An 18,942-nucleotide genomic window follows, 5' to 3' on the forward strand; every position below is an offset into this window, starting at 1 on the left:
AGGAGTATGGTATGGCTTTGACATTAACACAAAAGCAAAGATCTCAATATGATGAATTATCAATGTCTGAAAAAGTGGCTATTTTGCTTATTCAAGTTGGAGAGGAAATTACAAGTGAAGTATTTCATCATCTAGATATAGAATCTATTACAGAAATAAGCAAGCATATTATGCAACTTGGTGGCACTGATAAAGCTGTTGGTGCTGCTGTTTTAGAAGAGTTTTATACCATTTTACAATCTAATCAATATATCAATTCTGGCGGTGTTGATTATGCTAGAGAGTTGCTTATACGAACTCTTGGTCCTGATGTAGCTAGAAGAGTGCTTGATAAGCTCGCAAAAACTATGCAATCTACAAAGAACTTTGGTTATCTTGATAAGGTTAAGCCGCAGCAGCTTGCTGATTTTATTGTAAATGAGCATCCTCAAACAATTGCTCTTATTTTAGCTCATATGGATTCAGGTGGTGCGGCTGAAACATTAGGATTTTTTACTGATGAGTTGAGGGCGGAAATATCTATTCGTATGGCAAATCTTGGTGATATTTCTCCATCTGTTGTTAAACGTGTTTCAGCTGTCCTTGAGCAACAAGTAGAATCTCTTACTAGCTACAAGGTTGAGGTTGGTGGTCCTCGTGCTGTTGCAGAAATGTTTAACAGAATGGGACAAAAAACTTCAAAAGCTACGCTTGCGCAGATTGAGCAAAGAGATGAGCAGCTTGCAAATGAAATCAAAGAGATGATGTTTACATTTGAAGATATGATTAAACTTGATAAGTCTGCTATTATTGAGATATTAAAGGTAGCTGATAAAAAAGATTTAGCATTGGCATTAAAGTCTAGCGCAGATGAATTGAAGCAAAAGTTTATGAGCAATATGAGTTCTAGGGCAAGTGAGCAGTTTGCTGAAGAAATACAGTTCCTTGGGGCTGTTAAAGTAAGGGATATTGAAGCAGCCCAAAGAAAGATTATCGAAATTGTTCAAAATCTTTCTGAACAAGGTCTAATCCAGCTAGGGGAACAAGACGATGTTATCTCGTAGTCATAATCTCATACAAGAAGAGCAGATGAGTGCGCATGTTGTAAATAAATATCAATTTAAGTCTATACAACAATATCCTAGCAAGCCTTTAATGCAGAAAGGCGATACGACTGTTGCTAACGGTGATGAGAATTCGCCTCAATTATCTGATGATATTGAAAAAAATTCTATGACTGCTTCTCTTGAGAAAGAACTGATTGAGAAGTTATTGCATAAGAGCGATGAGCTTTCTGGTAATCTTGCAAAACTACAAATGCAGTTTGAAAAATCTCAAGTTGACATGCAAGAAACAATTAATAAAACTACAGATGAGTCATATAAGAGGGGATTTGAAGAAGGTAAAAATGAGGCTAAGGCAGAGATGGAATCTGTTATTTCTCAAGAAAGAGAAAAAATTGTTCAATCTCTAATTACTTTAGAGAATACATTGAAGCAATCTCAAGCTCATTTAGAAGACCTTGAGAAAGAATTAAGCAGTATAGCTATAGATATGGCTAGAGAAGTAATTGTTAAAGAGATTGATGATAATTCTCAAAAAGTTGCATTAGAACTTACAAAATCTCTTTTGTCTAATATTATAGAAGCTACACAAATTAATATAAAAGTGAATCCTATTGATTATGTTTTTCTTAAAGAGAATTTAAAGGGAAATGAGAAAGTTCAGATTGAAGCTGATAATGCTATATCTCGTGGAGGTGTGGTTATTTCCTCTAACCTAGGCAGTCTTGATGGCAATATTATGTCTAGATATAAGATGCTAAAGCAGTCTGTTTTGGATAATTTGAAAGATTAATTTTTGCTCGTTATCTACCTTTTTAGGAGTGTGATATGAAGATATTTCCAGCTATTGATTTGTTGGACTCTAAGGCTGTGCGTTTGGTAAAGGGGGATATTAAAAGTGCGAAGATTTATGGAAACGCGCTAGATTTTGCTAAATATTTTGAAGATTGTGGGGCAGAGTGGATACATATCGTTGATTTGAATGGAGCCTTTGAGGGTAGTCCCAAAAATCTTTCTACAATAGAAAATATTATTAGTGATACTTCTCTTAAGATTCAAGTTGGTGGTGGTATACGTAGTGAGGAATACATTATTAGATATAGAAATAGTGGTGCTACAAGAGTTATACTTGGCTCTGCGGCCTTAAATAACCCTAACTGGGCAAAAGATATGGCAAATTTATATTCAATAGCAATTAGTATAGATTCTAGGGAATCTAAAGTAGCTACAGATGGTTGGGTGGAAGATAACGATGTATCTGCATTGGACTTTGCAGAGAAATTTCGAGCCTCTTGTGTTGAGGCTATTATTTGCACTGATATTAGTAGAGATGGTCTTTTGTCTGGAATTAATATTGAGTTGACTTGTGATATAGCTAGGCGAAGTGGAATCTTTACTATTGCTAGTGGTGGTTTTTCTGGCTATCATGAGTTAGAAGCATTATGTAATTGCGATGAAATATCTGCAGTGATTGTTGGTAAAGCGTTTTATGAGAAAAAGCTTGATTTTAAAAACATAAGATTTACTTTTTAATTTCAAAAGATATGTTATAATAACGGTCATTTTAAAATCTAAGCTATTGAGGAGCAGAAATTGAAATTGCTTGTAGTTGATGATAGTTCTACAATGAGAAGAATTATAAAAAATACTTTGCAGAGATTGGGATATGAGGATATTTTAGAAGCTGAGCATGGAGTAGATGCTTGGAATCAGATGACTTCCGTAGAAGGAATTAACGTCCTCATTACTGATTGGAATATGCCCGAGATGAATGGCTTGGAGTTAGTCAAGAAAGTTAGAGCAGAAGATAAGTATAAAGATATACCTATTATTATGGTAACAACAGAGGGCGGTAAATCAGAGGTTATTACTGCTTTGAAGGCTGGCGTTAATAATTACATTGTAAAGCCTTTTACTCCTCAAGTTTTAAAAGAAAAATTGGAGGTTGTTTTAGGTATAAATGAGTGATTTACTAGTCTCAATAATTGACTTTTGTATTAATTGTTAAATTTTACTATATTAGTGCTTCATATTGTGATGATTCTATCACAGTTATCAAGTCATTATTTTTTTCTAAATATTATCTTGTCTTGCATTTTGATGATTGCTTCTTAGCTTATTCTTAGATTAGTTTTTACTTGGTGTCAGTTTCTATAAAATTTTTTATTGCTTTAACCATGCCATGTTGTCATATATTATGACTTGTTCATTGTATTTTTCAAAGAGCAATTCTCCAACTATTTCCTCTTTTTCATATAATTTTATTTGAATTGCTTTGTCATCTTTCCATTTATATTCAACTGTAATATCATTTTCATGTGTTATTTTAGTATTTTCTTTTGGTAGAATTGGTTCTAACATATCTTTATAATCAGAGATTTCTAATCTCTGTATATATGCAGTTTCTAAGTTGGAATCTTCAAATACATATTTAATAAAGGGCATATTTTTGTCATTGCAATCGCAATAGTATATGCAGGTTTTTGCTCTACATTCTTGCATTAATTGGCATGTACAAGATTTAAAAATCATGTCATCTTTGTTAATTTGCTTCTTATTGACTTTTTCTAATTTATTTTGTTGGTATAAGTTTCTTTGCTTTTGCATTATAGTGGATTCATCTATATCTTCTTTTGTTTCTATGTATTTATATTGTAAATTTCCAAAATTGGATTTATATCCTTTTTGTTCTATAGCATGTATTTTGTTGGCTAGTATTAATATTAATGTAGAAATTATGCATTTATTGATGAAGTTGTATTTTGTTATTGTTTTGTAGATTGTAAAATAGAGGTATACCATATATTGTTTCCTTTGGGAATTGATGTTTAGTAAACTTTCCAAAAGTATATGTATTTAAAGATATATTTATAATAATTATTTTATTTGAAAAGCCATCAACAGTTTGTTTAAGTTCTTTCTACGGGCTCTTGCAGAGATAAGAAATATGTCAATGATCCACCAAATTGTTGCAATAGTTATCATTGTATAACCTATTATAACTAATACAAATGAAAATTCATACTCAGTAAATTTATTAACAATTATGCTTGCTATAATGCTTAATAATGAGATTATGATTAGTGTTATTTTTAGGCTTCCTATTAATTTATCTCCAACCATAAAACGTCCAACACCCAAAATTCCAAGTAGCACACCACCAACCCAAAATACAATTTCAACATTATACATTCGTAATAGCGGCATTCTCAATATAGTCTTTGCTAGACCTAGTTTATCGAGTTTATGTAGTTTATCCTTTATAAAAGGTATGCTTTCAGGTGGAATCTTATTATACAAATGCAACATAATAAGCGAAGCTATCATATCATTCCTTTTTAACTAATACATTATGCGATTATAGCACAATATCTTTGAGTGTATTTTTGAATATAGCATTTAGAATTTCATCTTGTTTTATGCTATTTGGTGAAACTTCTTTGTTATATTTTTTTTCAAGAACTTTACAGAGACTTATAATGCAAAATGGACAAATTTTTAGCGGATGTTCATAAAATAATCTAGTATCCACACCATTAGAACGGACTCTATAATCAAATGCATTTATTTTTGGTATACATATTTTTAGATAATTTGGATTTATTGCTTGTATCTCTTGGCATTTGCTAAAGTGAAGAGCTGGAAATGGATTTTTGCTAAATGTTCTTTCATCTATAATATGATTGTAAGCGCATGCAAGATATAGTGTTGAACCTATATACATTTTGAAGAATATAGAATCTATTTCAATATTTATTGATTTAAATTTTAATCCTTTTTCTAGATCTTTTTCATTAAAGATGCTTAAATTTGAAATTTTATCTAACTCAATTTGTGTTTTCTGGAATATTGATTCTATATTATGTTTCTTTATGTAGTTTGCATGGGACTCTATTTTTGCTTGCGAGCTATTTTCGCTGTTTGTTTTATTTTGTAGATTTGGATTATATGCATCTTTTGCTGGCTTATTTATATCTACCAAGTCATATTTTTGTTCAACATTAGGATTTTTATTAATAGCTTCATTTTGTGTCATATAAAGCCTCCCTCAAGCTAAATAATATCAAATGATAGCTATGTTTTTATTAATTTGATATTTGAGAGTTAATTAACTGATGATTAATAACACTTGAAATACAAAATATTATAATAATAAAGGTGTTTTATGATTACATAGAATTATTTTGTATATTTTGATATTCAATGTTGTTATTGTGTTATTGCTTTTGCAACTTGATTTGAGCTAGCACAAATTTTTTCGATGACTTCTTTTGTCTGATTTGCCAATTCTACACTAGAGCTAACTTCATTGATTGATTCTTCAATGCTGCCAACTACCTGCGACGTTACATCTCTTATTGAATTAATTGTTGCCGTAATTTCTGAAATAGATCTGCTAGTTCTCTCTGCTAGCTTTCTAACTTCATCGGCAACGACTGCAAAGCCCCTACCATGCTCACCTGCTCTTGCTGCTTCTATTGCTGCGTTAAGTGCTAGTAGATTGGTTTGATCTGCTATATCTTTTATTGTTTGAATGATAGAAGTGATTTCATCAGATTGTGTATTTAACTGTGATACTAAGCTAGAACTTGTTTGCATAATTTCTGCAATATGTTGAATATTATTTGTTGTAGTCTGTATTGCCTGTGCTCCTTCATTGCTTAGAGAATCGTTTCGTGAGGCTAGCTCAATGGCTATTTTGCTTCGCTCTTTATCGCTGTTGACTTGCTCTGAAATATCTGTTGCAAACTTAATAACTTTGCACACCTTTCCGCTTAAATCAACTATTGGGTTATAGCTTGCTTCTAAATATACATTTTGTCCATTTTTTCCTATTCGTGTAAATTTACCACTTTGAAATTTTCCGCTTCTAAGATTGTCCCAAAACTTCTTATAATCTGCAGATTGTGAGTAGCCTTGCTCAACAAAAATAGAATGTCTCTTACCTTTTATTTCGCTTAATGTATAGCCCATTGTATTTAGGAAGTTTTCATTTGCGTCTATAATAGTTCCGTCTAAGTCGAATTCTATCATCGCCATAGAGCGATTGATTGCTTTTAAAATATTTTTTGTGTCATTTGATTCTAATTTTGCTTTAGTCACATCAGAAGCGAACTTAATAACTTTTATTGGTTTACCATCTTCGTTAAATACGGGGTTGTATGTAGCTTCTAGCCATACCTGCTCTCGATTTTTTTTAATTCGTAAAAATACACCGCTTTGAAATTCGCCCCTTCTTAAGTTGCCCCAAAATGATGTATATTCGCTGCTATTTACATAATCTGGGTCACAAAAGATTCTATGATGTTTACCTTTTATTTCGCTTAATGTATAGCCCATTGTATTTAGGAAGTTTTCATTTGCGTCTATAATAGTTCCGTCTAAGTCGAATTCTATCATCGCCATAGAGCGATTGATTGCTTTTAAAATTGCTTCTTTATTTGCTAGTATTTGCTTTACTTCTTGTAGTTGTTGTTTTGTTTCACTTTTTTTGAATAACATTTTATTCCTCTTTCTTTATAATTTGATAAAATATAGATTTTACTTAAAGTTAGAAAATATATTACAATATTATTTAATTATTTTAAAATGTGTTAATAATATTTTCTAGTTACACCATCATTTAGTATATTATATTAATAAGGTTTATTTAGTAAACATACTAATCTTATAACCATATTAAAATTTATTTTATATCCTATAAATTTAAACTAATAGAATCTTAGGTTTTTTATCTAAAACTTCAAATGCTGGCAGTATATTGCCTTCTAATAATTCTAAGCTAGCTCCGCCACCAGTTGAGACAAAACTCATATTTTCTCTTTGTCCAGCCTTATCGATTGCATCAGTAGTATCCCCGCCGCCTATAAAGCTAAATGCATAGGTATTTGCTAGAGTATGCGCTAGGTTAAATGTTCCTCGTGAGAATTGATTTATTTCATAGACTCCAAGCGGACCATTCCATATTACTGTTTGGCATGATGTTATAACTTGAGTGAAAAGCTTCACGCTAGCGGGTCCAATATCTGCTGCTATAAGATTTTCTGGAATATCTTGGGAAGGTGTGATATGTATTTGTTTTGGTAGTTCTATACTGTCGGTGCTAACAATATCAACGGGTAGATAAATTTTTACATTTTTTTTCCTTGCAACTTTCATGATTCTAATTGCATCGTTAATTAGGTCTGCTTCTATAAGGCTTTTTTGCATATTATAACCTAATGCCATAAGAAAGGTATTGCTCATAGCACCGCCTATAATGATCTTATCTACAACATCAAGCACTTTTTGCAATAAGCCAAGCTTTGAGCTAACCTTGCTTCCCCCAACAATAAGCAAAAGAGGGCGCAATGGATTGTTTATAACTTTGGCAAAGTTATCAATTTCTTTCTTAAGCAATATTCCAGCTACTTTTTGTGGCACAAATTCTGCAATTCCATATGTGCTAGCATGAGCTCTATGGCTAGTTCCAAAGGCATCATTTACATAAACATCGCATAGACTAGCTAATTTCTTGCTAAGTTCTTTGTCGTTTTTTGTTTCCCCTTCATAGAACCTAATATTCTCTAGGAGTATAACTTGATGAGTGTTCATATCTTGCTGTCGTTTAGCTGATTCAATATTTTCAGCAAAAAATACTTCTCTATTAAGCAATCTTTCAAATCTTTTTATTACATGTTTAAGTGAAAAATTTGGATTCCTGCCTTTTGGTCTGCCAAGATGACTAACTAGTACAATACTTTTAGCTTGATTGTCTATACAGTAATTAATCGTAGGTAATGCCTCTCGTATCCTAGTATCATCGCTAATGTTAAAATCCTTATCCATAGGGACATTAAAGTCCACACGGATAAGAACATTCTTATATTTAATATCTATATCTCTTATACTACTTGACTCTTGCATAAGGGATATACTAGCGACTTTTGACATATTCGCTCCTCTCTAAATGTTATTTATGTAAATTGAAACTCAATTTTATCATCAAAGAATTCAATTCGATGAATAAAAGCAAATATGCAATTTGGAAATTGTTACAATATAATATTTTTCCAAGAAATATTTATTTTTATGCCTTGATTTTTGCTATTTCGTCTTTTAGTGCTTTGCCTGGTTTAAATTTTGGAACCCATTTATCATCAGTTTTATATGTCCTATCACTACCTGGAACTTTACCTTCTTTGCCTTTTTGCAGGGCGTTCTCAAATTTCCCAAACCCTACTAATTCAACTGTATCATTTGCTTTTAATGCAGATTCTACAGCCTTTACAAAAGAGTCTAATGCTCTTTCTGCTTCTTTCTTTTCTTTATATCCTCCAATTTCCTTTATAGTTGCAATAAATTCACTTTTATTCATAAAAAACTCCTTAATTAAGAATATTTAAATATCCCTTCTACACACTAAGTAAGCTAGCTTGGAAGAAACTAAGCAATTCTATTTTTTTTTCGATTTAAAATCAAGCGGTTTTTATGTGAAAGTGCAAAAATCCCAACTTTCTGATACAATTTCAAGCAAATAATATCACTAAGGATAGGTTAATGAGTATAAAATTGGCAATCAATGGGACAGGTAGAATTGGACTTTGTGCTGCTAGAATTATCTCAAAGATGAGTGATGTCGAATTAGTAGCTATGAATAGCACAGCAGATGTTGATACGTTAGTGCATCTTTTGCGATATGACTCTGTTCATGGCTCTTTTGACGTTATAAAAAAGGATTCTAATACATTATCATTTGGAAATAGTAAGAATGTAAGAATTCTAGGAGATAGGGATCCATTAAAGCTAGACTTTGGTGAGGCTACTTGTGTGATTGAGTGCACAGGTAAATTTAATTCTCTAGAAAAGGCTAGAGCACATATTAATGGAAATGTAAAAAAAGTAATTATCTCTGCACCTGCTGATAATGTGCCTACATTTGTTTATGGAGTTAATCATACTCAATATGATAACCAAAGTGTAATATCTAATGCCTCTTGCACTACAAATTGCCTTGCTCCCATAGTAAAACTTATTGATGAGAGTTTTGGTATAGAAGATGGATTGATGACAACCATTCACAGCTATACCAATGATCAAAATCTTCTTGATGTGAAGCATAAAGATTTGCGTAGAGCAAGAGCTGCAGGATTAAATATGATTCCAACTAGCACGGGTGCTGCAAAAGCAATAGGTTTGGTATTGCCACATTTAAGCGGCAAGCTAAATGGTATTGCTGTGCGCGTTCCTACACCAGATGTAAGCTTAGTGGACATTAGTATAAATCTAAAGCAATCTGTTAGCAGGGAAATTATAAATGAAGTCTTTTATAAGGCTCAAGATTCTACAATGAAGGGTATTATTCTTGTTGATGATGAAAAAAGAGTATCGAGTGATTTTATTGGTTCCACATTTAGCGCGATTATTGTTCCAGATAAAACAATTGTAACGAGTGATAGACATGCTAAAATTATTGCTTGGTATGACAATGAAATAGGGTATACCCAAAGACTTATAGATATGACATTATTTATTAATAGGTATTAGTTATTTTATTAATCATTTGTATTCTTATAATTATCTTCTATTTACAATCATTATAAATGATTTTATAGATTGTTTTGATTGGTTTTTAGAAATAGTTGGCATATATTATTGTTATATACTTTATAAAAATCCTATTTTAATATTTATTTGATTTATATAAATAATGTCGGAGGCAATTAGCAATAAATCACTAAGTAATTAATTTTTCTTTGGAGAGGTTATACAAAAGGTCTACATAAGTTGACACTATATTGCAATATTATATGATTTTGTTATTGTATAAATTGAATTAATGTATTATTTTATTGTATTTTTTAGATTATTTGAGATTATATGAATGTTGTTTTAATAATAAGCATGTGCCTATAATACAAATTATAGCACTTGCTAAAATGTTTTATATTTAATTTGCTTATCCAAAACTTACAATCGTGCAGAAATTATATTTATTAGAATCCAGAAGATTTAAGCTGTTTTGCCCAAGCGTCCAATCTTTCTTCTGTTTTGTCATCTTGGTTGATTTCATCAATAGCTAAACCTACAAATTTTCCATTTTCCACACCTTTTGAAGAGTCAAATTCATAACCGTCAGTTGAAGTAGCACCTACTATATTTGCTCCTTTTGCTGCATTTTTGAGATGATATAAAGCATCGCAAAATGTTTCGCTATAACCATCAGAATCGCCTAGTCCTAGTAATGCAACATTTTTGCCTGCAAAGCTTGTTCCAGATAACGAATCTGCAAAGCTTTCCCAATCACTTTGCAATTCTCCATCTCCCCATGTAGAGCTAGCCAGTATAATATTATTATATTTTGCAATATCATCTGGTGATGCACTAGCTACATCGACTAAATCAGCTCCCCCTAATTTGCTAGCTAATCTCTCACATACATCTGTTGTAGTGCCGTTATCACTTCCAAAAAATATTCCAATACTCATTAGTTTTCCTTTTTATTGCTATATAAATCACAAATCTCAAGATGATTTGTCTATGTTTAAAAGGATACTATATTTTACCTAACTACACCTTACATTTTGCTATACTTCGCCCAAATATTTTTTCAAGGGGAAAAAATGAAATTACAAAGTAATCTTATTAATAGATTTGCTACTCCATTGCTTTTTACACCAGGTCCTACACCATGTCCAGAGTTTATTCGTATTGCTATGTCGCAGCCTACACTTCATCATAGAACTAAGGAATTTGAATCAATATTTGCTAGTGTTAGAGAATCTCTTATACGTTTATTGGGTATGTCAGATGTTTTGATGTTAGCAAGTAGTGGGACTGGTGCTATGGAGGCATGTATAGATGTTCTATCTTCTAAGAAGATCTTAACCATTAATAGCGGTAAATTTGGTGAGAGGTTTGGCTCTATTGGCAGGGCATTGCAAAGAGAAGTTATTGAGATAAGCAATGAATGGGATACTCCTGTATCGTTAAATGAAGTTATAAATGCCATGAAACAACATAATAATATTGAGTGTGTTTGCCTGCAAATTTGCGAATCATCTGGGGGTGTTGCACATCCTTATAATGATATTTTTCATTTTATCAAAGAGAACTATCCAAATGTTTTTACTATAGCTGATGGTATTACTGCTGTTGGTGTAGAAGAGATTGATGTATCGCATATAGATGCTTTGATTGGAGGAAGTCAAAAGGCTTTTATGTTGCCGCCCGGTCTTGCTGTAATAGGATTAAGTGATTTTGCAATTAATTTTATTCAATCTAATCCTAATGGATATTATTTTAATCTTTCTAAAGAATTGAAGTATCAACAAAAAAATACTACAGCATATACTGCAGCGACTTCTATCATTATGGGATTAAAGGCATACTTTGATATGCTTGATTCCAAAGAGTTATCAATTAAGGATATTTATAGCTACACAGAGATTCTTGCTAATGCTGTATCTAAGTCTATGTGTTCAATTGGCTTAAAGATTTATCCAAAAACTCCTGCAAAAAGTATGACTGTTGTGCAATCTGAATATGCTAAAGAGATCATAGCCACACTTAAGTCGCAATACAATATAAATGTAGCAAACGGTCAAGATCATTTGAAAGATAAGATATTTAGAATTAATCAAATGGGATATGTCCCACTCCATGAAGTAGCATTTGTTGTTAATGCTATTGAGTTAAGCCTTAGCACGCTTGGTTTGAGGGACTTTGATTCCACTGCCAATAGAGTGTTTTTCGAATCAATTGCTATATAACATAACATTTTGCGATTTAATTTGTTTGTTTTATAACAAAGCTTTATTTGCTATCTACATAAACACTAAAATTGGCATTAGAAATTAATCAACTAACTATGCAACTATATTTTAGTCTTAATCATTTTGCTTTTCTAGCTCTGTTTGATTGGGAATGTTGATTGCTACTATCATGCAACAAAATAAGAAAAACATGATGTATATAAAATATCCATATTCAGATAAGCCTAGATTAGTTCCAAAAAATGTACCACCAGTTTTAAACCATAAAGCCACACTAGGCACAGTTCCACCAAAGCATGCGACAGCAATAGCATATGGAAATCCAGTTCCCAATGCCCTTATTTTTTCAGGAAATAGCGTAGCTTTAGCAATACCTGCAATGGAAGTATAAAATCCAGAGATAATTAATCCTATTGCTATAAAAATAAATGCTAGAATAGCACTATTAATGTTTCCTTTGGGACCGCTTTCAATTATTCCGCTCATTAATGGAAATACGGCAATAAATCCTATGCTACTAAACAGTGCAAGCATCTTTTTTACTCCTATTTTATCACCAATCATTCCCATAAAAGGCTGTATAATCATACCAAATCCTAAGGCAAGAATGGTAATCATATATACAGTATTGCTATCAAAGCCAGCACTTTTATCTAAAAATGTCCTCATATATGCTGTGAAGTTGTAATAACACATACTTCCTGCAGCAGTTAGTCCAAACACCAATATGCAATATTTTCTATATTTCCATAAAGTCTTCAAAGAACCTTTCTCTTTATCTTCTTTGTGTAACTCTTTTGCACTTTCGTGCATATTTGTTCTCATAAATAGTGAACCAATGGCTAGTATTCCTGCTAGTAAAAATAGATAACGCCATGATGATTCTCTCATCGATTCTTCACCGAAGTATCCTAATGCAATCCAAACGCATGCAATAGCAATTAATTGTGCTGCAATTAATGTTACATATTGGAATGATGAGAAGAATCCTCTACTACCCTTTAGTGCTATTTCAGATATATATGTAGCAACTAAGCCTCCTTCACCGCCAACAGAGAGTCCTTGAATCATGCGAGCCGCTAAGAGTATAATCACAGCCCATATTCCAATACTTTCTTTAGTAGGGGTAAAAGCTATTATGAAATTACCTAAAGACATGAGCAAAATAGCATACACCATAGTCTTTTGCCTACCAATTTTATCAGCCCATGAACCAAATATATAACTACCGATAGGACGCATAAAGAATCCTATTGAGAACACAGCATATGTTTGCATTAGTCTTATTGTTTCATCTGAAGAGTCAAAGAATAGATGATTGAAATATGGTGCTAAAGCTATATAGATATAAAAATCAAACCATTCTACAAAATTCCCTGAGCTGGCCGCTAGAATGGATCGAATCCTCTGTCCTTTAGTTAGATTGCTGTGTGATGTTGAGTTATATTTCATGATTTTCCTTATTTAATACATTAGATATTCTTTCTAGTTATAAGCATGGAATAATTTATTGTATTGCTATGATGCTTAATATTACAACTATGATTGTTAATAAAACTAATTAAAGATATAGCAAATTGATTATTTTACTTTTAAGATTTAGAATCTAACTTGCTTGAAATGTATATTTGGTATTTGGTGTGTATAGCTTTTATATCTCATATTTTCTCAACAGGATATAAGTCTATGATGAGATTGATAAAAACACTATATTGTATTGATGATTCTTCACAGCAAAATATGTATGAACAGACATTAGTTATTTAACTATGATTTAAAGTAGCTTTTCGGTTAGGATTCTAAAACCTAGACTTACAAAGTGATTTTTTCCATAGAAGTTATTTCCATATGTTGAATCTAATTGCAAAATATCCTTAATAAGCCATGTTCTTAGCCCTATTTGATAAATGACAGGATCAAAGCGCACATAATATACTTCCCCTACAATATACATATTGTTGGACATTAATGCCACTTCCATGCCAATTCCTAACGTCCATATAGAATCTCTAAAGCTTTGGATATTGTATCCCACATTGATATGCCAAATAAATCTAGCATCCAATAGTTCTATTGTTGCAGGGATATAAAAGTATATATCATTGCTATGTTCTTTAATATCTAAATAGTTGTATGTATTACCAATTGTTGCTCCAATTCCCCAACCTTTTTTACTAGTATCCACAAATAATTTTTTGACTTGAAATTGTAATGAGTTTGTTTTTAGTCCCATCATGCCACCCAGGCTTATTTCTATATCCCAAAAAAAATTGCATGATGGCAAAGCCCATATTTCGCTTGATTGATATTTATGAGCTTCAATCCATGTTTCTAATTGACATTGGTTTTTGCCTACTATATTGGCATCATCTGTGTTAAATGGTCTTGCTGCGAAGCTAGATTCTATGTAGATAAAGAAATATAATAAAGAAGTTGGTAAGATTTTATATGATATTCTCATGATTATCCTATTAATATTTGTGATAATTATGCGCATTGTATCAAAAAGTGAAAAGCAATGTTTTTATTTGATTCCAATCAAAACTCTTGACATTAGAAATTACTTGTTTTTATTTTAATCATGGCTTTATTGGTAAATCTAATGTTAAATCCCATATATAAGGCTAGAATTGCTGATTTTGGAAATGACTAATTTTAGCAATATTTGTAGCGATGTCGTATTGTGCATTTACGAGCGCGCTTTTTGCATTAGTTAGGAGCAGTTCTGCATTAAGCAGTTCTATATAGTTGATGATATTTTGCTGATAACGATTGCTAATTATTCGATAATTTTCTTCGGCTTGGTGCAAGGCTATTCTTGCTAATGATAATTGTTGCTTTGCAACACTAAGGCTATTTATCAGATTTGATATTTGAGTGTCAATATCTTTACGTAGGTCTAAATATTGAGCATTTAGTGCTATGGCATTGGCTTTTTGACTTTGACTTTGATAGAAAGTTGTGTAACTATTTGTTAGATTCCATGTAGCTTGTAGCTGAAATCTTGATTGTTGCGTGAGCGGCAAAGCGGTATTATTTGAGTCTATGAAGAACCAGAATTTCTGCCCGCTTAGTGATATACTAGGATAGTATTGTGCTTGGGAAATTTTTGTGTCATATAGATTTTGTTGTATTAGTAATGTCATATATCGAAATTGTGGATTTTTCTGATATATATCTTGCAGCAACTTTTCCTTATCATAATCTATATTTTCTTTAATTTCTATATCCTCTAGGGAATCTAGGCTAAAGCTTCTTCCGCTTAATTTGTGTAATATGTCTAGATTATGATTTATTGCTAATTGGACCCTTGCTAACTCAATTTTAGCGTTAGCTAAACTCACTTCTATGCTTAGGACTGCGCTTTTGTCGCTTATTCCCTGTATGTAAAATTGTGTTGTAACATGAAGCTGAATTTCTAATATTTTGATTGATTCTCTAGCAATCTTTAGAGATTCTTTATTTTGTAGAATCTGAATATATGCTAGCTTTGTGTTAAGGACTATGTCATTTTTATTTGAGTCTAGATTGTTTTCTTGTATTTGAATGTCATTAGCAGACTTCTTATATAGATATATATCCTGCATTCCACGAAAAAGATTAATTTGAGCGTTAATATTAATTGAGTTTTGTAAGAAAGAGGGGCGATTTTGCGGAGAGTTAAATCCAAAAGTATATCCAAATTCTACATTAGGAAAGAACACACTATATATACCTTTGCGATTTAGCTTTGATGATTCTATGAGGTACTTTCGACTTTCTAACTGATAATTGTTATTTAAAGACATTTGGATAATATCTTGCATTGTTACAGTGTATCCCATATGTATACACATAATAACATAGCTTGATATAGACGCTAATATCTTATATATGCGCATGAGAAACCTTAGTTTTAACCTCCTAGAATGGTAAAAGCTTTAATACACTCTGAATCAAAATTGCATTGATTATATCTATGAAAAATGCTCCAACAAGTGGAACAATGATAAATGCCATATGGCTTGGACCATAATGTGAGGTAACAGTTTGCATATTAACCATAGCTGTAGGAGTAGCTCCTAAACCAAATCCACAGTGTCCTGCTGCAAGCACTGCTGCGTCATAGTCTCGTCCGCAGAATCTAAATGTAACAAATATTGCAAAAGTTATCATGCAAATTGCTTGTGCAATTAGGATTAATGTCATGGGTAAGGCTAGGGCTACAAGCTGCCATAGATTTAAGGTCATCATAGCAAATGCTAAGAATAGGGATAAAGATACATTACCTATCACGGATACTTCTCTATCAAACACCTTATGTATGTTAAATGCGCTTAACGCATTACGTAATACTACACCTGTAAAGAGGCAATATACAAAAGTAGGTAGATTAAATGAAGGGAAGAAACTCTTGTTATAGCTACTAAGTAAAGTTCCAATAAGCAAGCAGAGTGCTATTAAGGCTAGAGATTCTACAAAGCTTATTGGAGTAATTAATCTCTCTTTATTTGGTGTTTCAAATCCATGCTTGCTATTATAATCTTGTTTAATACCAGGAATTTTAAGATTATATTTCTTAATCAAATAGCGCGCTGTTGGTCCACCAATAAGTCCTCCCATCACTAGACCAAATGTTGCACAAGCCATAGCTACCTCGGTTGCAGCAGCAAAATTATATGGAGGATCTTTAAAAACCCCTGCCCACGCAGCACCTGTTCCATGTCCTCCGCTCATAGTTATAGAACCTCCTAGCATACCAAGTAAAGGATTCTGTCCCATAGCATAGCTTACGCCTAAGCCAATAATATTTTGTAATAACAAAAGTATTGCCACAAAGATTAGGAAAATACCTAACATTTTTCCGCCTTTCTTAAGTGATGCAAAGTCAGCACTTAGTCCAATGCTTGAAAAGAAAGCTAGCATTAGCGGATCTTTTAGTGAAGAGTCAAAACGAAATTCTATATGTAAGTATTGATAACAAACAAAAATTATAACTGCAACAATAATACCGCCAACTACTGGCTCTGGGATATTGTAATCTTGTAAAACTTTTAATTTAGATATAACATACCGTCCGATTAAGAGGACTAATACCATACAAACAAGGGTGAAATAAAAATCAAATGAAAGTGTCTGTAAGCGTGCATCATCTGCATTGATATAACCACTTATAGTTGTCTTATCTTTTTGCTTTATTTCAATTTGTAAAAACTCCCCATGATGGGCTATGGCTGTGATCTTCTGTCCTTCTGCAATGGTAGTATTTGATTGGCAGGACTTTGATGGTGCTGTGTGTAGGTTAGTATCATGTGTAATGATATATTGATTCGCCCATGATGAGATTGGATTTGGTGCTATCTGACTAGAGCTGCTACATTCAATATTTATCTCATTCTTATTTGCGTTAGTATCTGCATAAAGTAGATGTGTAGAAATAAAAAAAAGTATCAATACTCTGATATACATTGCAACGTATATATTGGGCGAATTGTTCATAATTTCTCCTTAAATAGTGAGGTAATTTTCATTATAGTAATAAAATAACAAATATAGTAAAATAAATATTTATATTCATGTGATACTTATTAAATATCACCAATTTGTAAAAATACATTCTTTAGTTATAATATTGCATTAAAATATTTATTTATTGACTATTTGTAAAATCCTTAATAAATAGTCCCTTTTCATTTGCATCTATTGCATATTTTTCACCTGTTTGCATATCAATTAGATAGCACTGCTCCATAGTTTCTATAATTGCTCTTTGAGGTGGGACTTGCTTTAAATGTCTTAGAACATCATCAAAATCCTTGCATAGATCTGGAAATCCAAACAAAAAAAGTTTATATCGAAACATATAAATCTCCTTATTAATGCGATCGATTAAAGATAATATCACTTAGCATTATACAGAAATAAGACTTATTTTAAAAATTAATGAACTAGATTCTTAATTAATAATGCATATTTTAAAATATTATTTTTACAACTAATCGATATTCTAAAATTATATTTTATTGTATTCTAGCTATTATTGTAATTTGAAGCGATATATAGATACAATCAGTTTGAATATCTACTAATACGCAACTATTCTTAATTAAGCTAGCGTTAATTCGTAGCCTTAGCGGCGAATTAGCTGTATTGTAGGGTTTATAAAAAGCTTTATTCTTCCGCTCTTAATTGTTACAAATCACAAGAGAAATATCTAGTTGCTATAGCTTAGCTTCTTCACGTCTTTGTAGCATTTCCCACCTAGCATCTACATCTTTTTGGAATTGTTCTATTACATGTTCATTCTCTGGTTTGAATAAATGTTTAAAACGTCCTTGCGCGGCTAGATAATCTTTAACAGGAATGATCTTTTTAGGACGATATGTAATACGTAATTCATGTCCATTTAGAATCTCATATAAAGGGAAAACTAAGCTATCAACAGCTAAATCGCTCATTTCGACAGTATTATTTGAATCAAATTTCCATTCAGTTGTGCAAGCACTCATAGCGTTAATGAAAGTTGGCCCTTCCGTATCGATTGCTTTTTTTATTTTTGCATTCATATCTTTCCATTTATTTGGTGCTACTTGCGCTACATATGGACTACCATGTGCTGCCATAATATTTACTAAATCTTTCTTTTTTTGTTTTTTGCCATAGCTTACTCGCCCAGCTGGAGTTGTAGAGGTGCTAGCCCCAAGAGGAGTTGAACCGCTTCTTTGTCCACCTGTGTTAGCATAGACTTCATTGTCAAGACATATGTAGGTAAAATCATGCCCCCTTTCAAAGCAACCACTAATAAATTGAAATCCAATATCATAGCTAGCACCATCTCCGCCAAATGCTACAAATTTTGGTCTTTGTCCTTTATATTTACCTTTTTTTTCAAGAGCTTTATACATTGCCTCTACACCGCAAATAGCCGTTGAGCCATTTTCAAATCCTATATGTATCCAAGGAACATTCCATGATGTATGTGGATATACAGCGGTAGAAACCTCCAAGCAGCCAGTTGAGCTAGCAATAGCAAGTGGTCCATCTACAGCGTTTAGCACTTCACGAACAATCATTCCATGAGCACAGCCAGGGCATAATAAATGAGCACCCTCAAATCTTTCTGCAGTTTTACTAAATTGTTTGAGATTCTTAATTTCTTTTGTCAT

19 protein-coding genes and 1 pseudogene are annotated in these 18,942 nt (G+C 32.2%); 6 read left to right on the plus strand and 14 right to left on the minus strand.

From position 1 onward, the window contains the following. Window positions 1-11 precede the first annotated feature (11 nt). The 4 genes from fliG to LS73_RS06585 are packed head-to-tail and all read left to right on the plus strand — an operon-like array spanning window position 12 to window position 3,011. A complete protein-coding gene (gene fliG / locus LS73_RS06570) occupies window positions 12-1,043 on the plus strand; it encodes a flagellar motor switch protein FliG (protein ID WP_034557984.1) in 1,032 nt (343 codons plus the stop codon). Then, entirely contained in the window at window positions 1,030-1,836 is an 807-nt protein-coding gene (fliH, locus tag LS73_RS06575) for a flagellar assembly protein FliH (protein WP_034557985.1), read from the plus strand. The genes fliG and fliH overlap by 14 nt, the downstream gene beginning before the upstream one ends. A 35-nt stretch (window positions 1,837-1,871) precedes the next feature. Next, window positions 1,872-2,576, plus strand: coding sequence for a 1-(5-phosphoribosyl)-5-[(5-phosphoribosylamino)methylideneamino]imidazole-4-carboxamide isomerase (gene hisA / locus LS73_RS06580; RefSeq protein WP_034557986.1), 705 nt, complete (start codon window positions 1,872-1,874; stop codon window positions 2,574-2,576). Window positions 2,577-2,636: 60 nt separating this feature from the next. Continuing rightward, entirely contained in the window at window positions 2,637-3,011 is a 375-nt protein-coding gene (locus LS73_RS06585; RefSeq protein ID WP_034557987.1) for a chemotaxis response regulator CheY, read from the plus strand. Window positions 3,012-3,206: 195 nt separating this feature from the next. Here the strand turns inward: LS73_RS06585 and LS73_RS06590 are convergent, their stop codons facing one another. The 7 genes and pseudogenes from LS73_RS06590 to LS73_RS06615 all read right to left on the minus strand — a co-directional run bounded on the left by LS73_RS06590 (window position 3,207) and on the right by LS73_RS06615 (window position 8,400). Beyond that, the gene (locus LS73_RS06590; RefSeq protein WP_034557988.1) at window positions 3,207-3,845 is read right to left on the minus strand and encodes a hypothetical protein; all 639 of its coding nucleotides are present in this window, start codon (window positions 3,843-3,845) and stop codon (window positions 3,207-3,209) included. Between the two features lie 75 nt (window positions 3,846-3,920). Beyond that, the gene (locus LS73_RS06595) at window positions 3,921-4,370 is read right to left on the minus strand and encodes a hypothetical protein (protein WP_034557989.1); all 450 of its coding nucleotides are present in this window, start codon (window positions 4,368-4,370) and stop codon (window positions 3,921-3,923) included. 31 nt (window positions 4,371-4,401) lie between these two features. After that, entirely contained in the window at window positions 4,402-5,079 is a 678-nt protein-coding gene (locus tag LS73_RS06600) for a hypothetical protein (protein WP_052089634.1), read from the minus strand. Between the two features lie 173 nt (window positions 5,080-5,252). Next, the gene (locus LS73_RS10645) at window positions 5,253-5,642 is read right to left on the minus strand and encodes a methyl-accepting chemotaxis protein (RefSeq protein ID WP_407918759.1); all 390 of its coding nucleotides are present in this window, start codon (window positions 5,640-5,642) and stop codon (window positions 5,253-5,255) included. A gap of 126 nt (window positions 5,643-5,768) precedes the next feature. After that, window positions 5,769-6,545, minus strand: a pseudogene (locus tag LS73_RS10650) (PAS domain-containing protein); the annotation flags it as partial. A 204-nt stretch (window positions 6,546-6,749) separates the two neighbouring features. Beyond that, the gene (locus LS73_RS06610; protein WP_034557051.1) at window positions 6,750-7,976 is read right to left on the minus strand and encodes a phosphoglycerate kinase; all 1,227 of its coding nucleotides are present in this window, start codon (window positions 7,974-7,976) and stop codon (window positions 6,750-6,752) included. A gap of 136 nt (window positions 7,977-8,112) precedes the next feature. Continuing rightward, entirely contained in the window at window positions 8,113-8,400 is a 288-nt protein-coding gene (locus tag LS73_RS06615) for an HU family DNA-binding protein (RefSeq protein ID WP_034557052.1), read from the minus strand. A 182-nt stretch (window positions 8,401-8,582) separates the two neighbouring features. On the opposite strand from LS73_RS06615, the gene gap reads away from it, so the two are divergent. Continuing rightward, window positions 8,583-9,569, plus strand: a complete 987-nt coding sequence (gene gap / locus LS73_RS06620) for a type I glyceraldehyde-3-phosphate dehydrogenase (RefSeq protein WP_034557972.1) — start codon at window positions 8,583-8,585, stop codon at window positions 9,567-9,569. 449 nt (window positions 9,570-10,018) lie between these two features. Here the strand turns inward: gap and LS73_RS06625 are convergent, their stop codons facing one another. Continuing rightward, entirely contained in the window at window positions 10,019-10,510 is a 492-nt protein-coding gene (locus LS73_RS06625) for a flavodoxin (protein WP_034557971.1), read from the minus strand. Window positions 10,511-10,645: 135 nt separating this feature from the next. On the opposite strand from LS73_RS06625, the gene LS73_RS06630 reads away from it, so the two are divergent. Then, window positions 10,646-11,794 (plus strand): pyridoxal-phosphate-dependent aminotransferase family protein, encoded by a 1,149-nt coding sequence (locus tag LS73_RS06630; RefSeq protein WP_052089629.1) that lies wholly within the window; start codon window positions 10,646-10,648, stop codon window positions 11,792-11,794. Between the two features lie 117 nt (window positions 11,795-11,911). Here the strand turns inward: LS73_RS06630 and LS73_RS06635 are convergent, their stop codons facing one another. The 6 genes from LS73_RS06635 to LS73_RS06660 all read right to left on the minus strand — a co-directional run bounded on the left by LS73_RS06635 (window position 11,912) and on the right by LS73_RS06660 (window position 18,942). Continuing rightward, the gene (locus tag LS73_RS06635; RefSeq protein ID WP_104692176.1) at window positions 11,912-13,249 is read right to left on the minus strand and encodes an MFS transporter; all 1,338 of its coding nucleotides are present in this window, start codon (window positions 13,247-13,249) and stop codon (window positions 11,912-11,914) included. 322 nt (window positions 13,250-13,571) lie between these two features. Then, window positions 13,572-14,258, minus strand: coding sequence for a hypothetical protein (locus LS73_RS06640; protein WP_104692175.1), 687 nt, complete (start codon window positions 14,256-14,258; stop codon window positions 13,572-13,574). Window positions 14,259-14,421: 163 nt separating this feature from the next. Then, on the minus strand, window positions 14,422-15,678 hold the full coding sequence (locus tag LS73_RS06645; protein WP_034558710.1) for a TolC family protein: 1,257 nt from the start codon (window positions 15,676-15,678) through the stop codon (window positions 14,422-14,424). A gap of 22 nt (window positions 15,679-15,700) precedes the next feature. Next, on the minus strand, window positions 15,701-16,939 hold the full coding sequence (gene gltS, locus LS73_RS06650) for a sodium/glutamate symporter (RefSeq protein WP_034558994.1): 1,239 nt from the start codon (window positions 16,937-16,939) through the stop codon (window positions 15,701-15,703). Between the two features lie 487 nt (window positions 16,940-17,426). Continuing rightward, entirely contained in the window at window positions 17,427-17,639 is a 213-nt protein-coding gene (locus tag LS73_RS06655; protein WP_034558713.1) for a hypothetical protein, read from the minus strand. 358 nt (window positions 17,640-17,997) lie between these two features. Next, window positions 17,998-18,942, minus strand: a complete 945-nt coding sequence (locus LS73_RS06660) for a thiamine pyrophosphate-dependent enzyme (protein WP_034558716.1) — start codon at window positions 18,940-18,942, stop codon at window positions 17,998-18,000.

This window comes from Helicobacter muridarum (assembly GCF_000765805.2).
Classification (GTDB): domain Bacteria; phylum Campylobacterota; class Campylobacteria; order Campylobacterales; family Helicobacteraceae; genus Helicobacter_A; species Helicobacter_A muridarum.

Excerpts from the sequence above, each read along its gene's own strand:
- fliG (WP_034557984.1), top strand. The coding sequence starts at position 12 with ATGGCTTTGACATTAACACAAAAGCAAAGATCTCAATATGATGAATTA.
- fliH (WP_034557985.1), top strand. The coding sequence starts at position 1,030 with ATGTTATCTCGTAGTCATAATCTCATACAAGAAGAGCAGATGAGTGCG.
- hisA (WP_034557986.1), top strand. The coding sequence starts at position 1,872 with ATGAAGATATTTCCAGCTATTGATTTGTTGGACTCTAAGGCTGTGCGT.
- LS73_RS06590 (WP_034557988.1), bottom strand. The coding sequence starts at position 3,845 with ATGGTATACCTCTATTTTACAATCTACAAAACAATAACAAAATACAAC.
- LS73_RS06595 (WP_034557989.1), bottom strand. The coding sequence starts at position 4,370 with ATGATAGCTTCGCTTATTATGTTGCATTTGTATAATAAGATTCCACCT.
- LS73_RS06600 (WP_052089634.1), bottom strand. The coding sequence starts at position 5,079 with ATGACACAAAATGAAGCTATTAATAAAAATCCTAATGTTGAACAAAAA.
- LS73_RS10645 (WP_407918759.1), bottom strand. The coding sequence starts at position 5,642 with ATGCAAACAAGTTCTAGCTTAGTATCACAGTTAAATACACAATCTGAT.
- LS73_RS06610 (WP_034557051.1), bottom strand. The coding sequence starts at position 7,976 with ATGTCAAAAGTCGCTAGTATATCCCTTATGCAAGAGTCAAGTAGTATA.
- LS73_RS06615 (WP_034557052.1), bottom strand. The coding sequence starts at position 8,400 with ATGAATAAAAGTGAATTTATTGCAACTATAAAGGAAATTGGAGGATAT.
- gap (WP_034557972.1), top strand. The coding sequence starts at position 8,583 with ATGAGTATAAAATTGGCAATCAATGGGACAGGTAGAATTGGACTTTGT.
- LS73_RS06625 (WP_034557971.1), bottom strand. The coding sequence starts at position 10,510 with ATGAGTATTGGAATATTTTTTGGAAGTGATAACGGCACTACAACAGAT.
- LS73_RS06630 (WP_052089629.1), top strand. The coding sequence starts at position 10,646 with ATGAAATTACAAAGTAATCTTATTAATAGATTTGCTACTCCATTGCTT.
- LS73_RS06635 (WP_104692176.1), bottom strand. The coding sequence starts at position 13,249 with ATGAAATATAACTCAACATCACACAGCAATCTAACTAAAGGACAGAGG.
- LS73_RS06640 (WP_104692175.1), bottom strand. The coding sequence starts at position 14,258 with ATGAGAATATCATATAAAATCTTACCAACTTCTTTATTATATTTCTTT.
- LS73_RS06645 (WP_034558710.1), bottom strand. The coding sequence starts at position 15,678 with ATGCGCATATATAAGATATTAGCGTCTATATCAAGCTATGTTATTATG.
- LS73_RS06655 (WP_034558713.1), bottom strand. The coding sequence starts at position 17,639 with ATGTTTCGATATAAACTTTTTTTGTTTGGATTTCCAGATCTATGCAAG.
- LS73_RS06660 (WP_034558716.1), bottom strand. The coding sequence starts at position 18,942 with ATGACAAAAGAAATTAAGAATCTCAAACAATTTAGTAAAACTGCAGAA.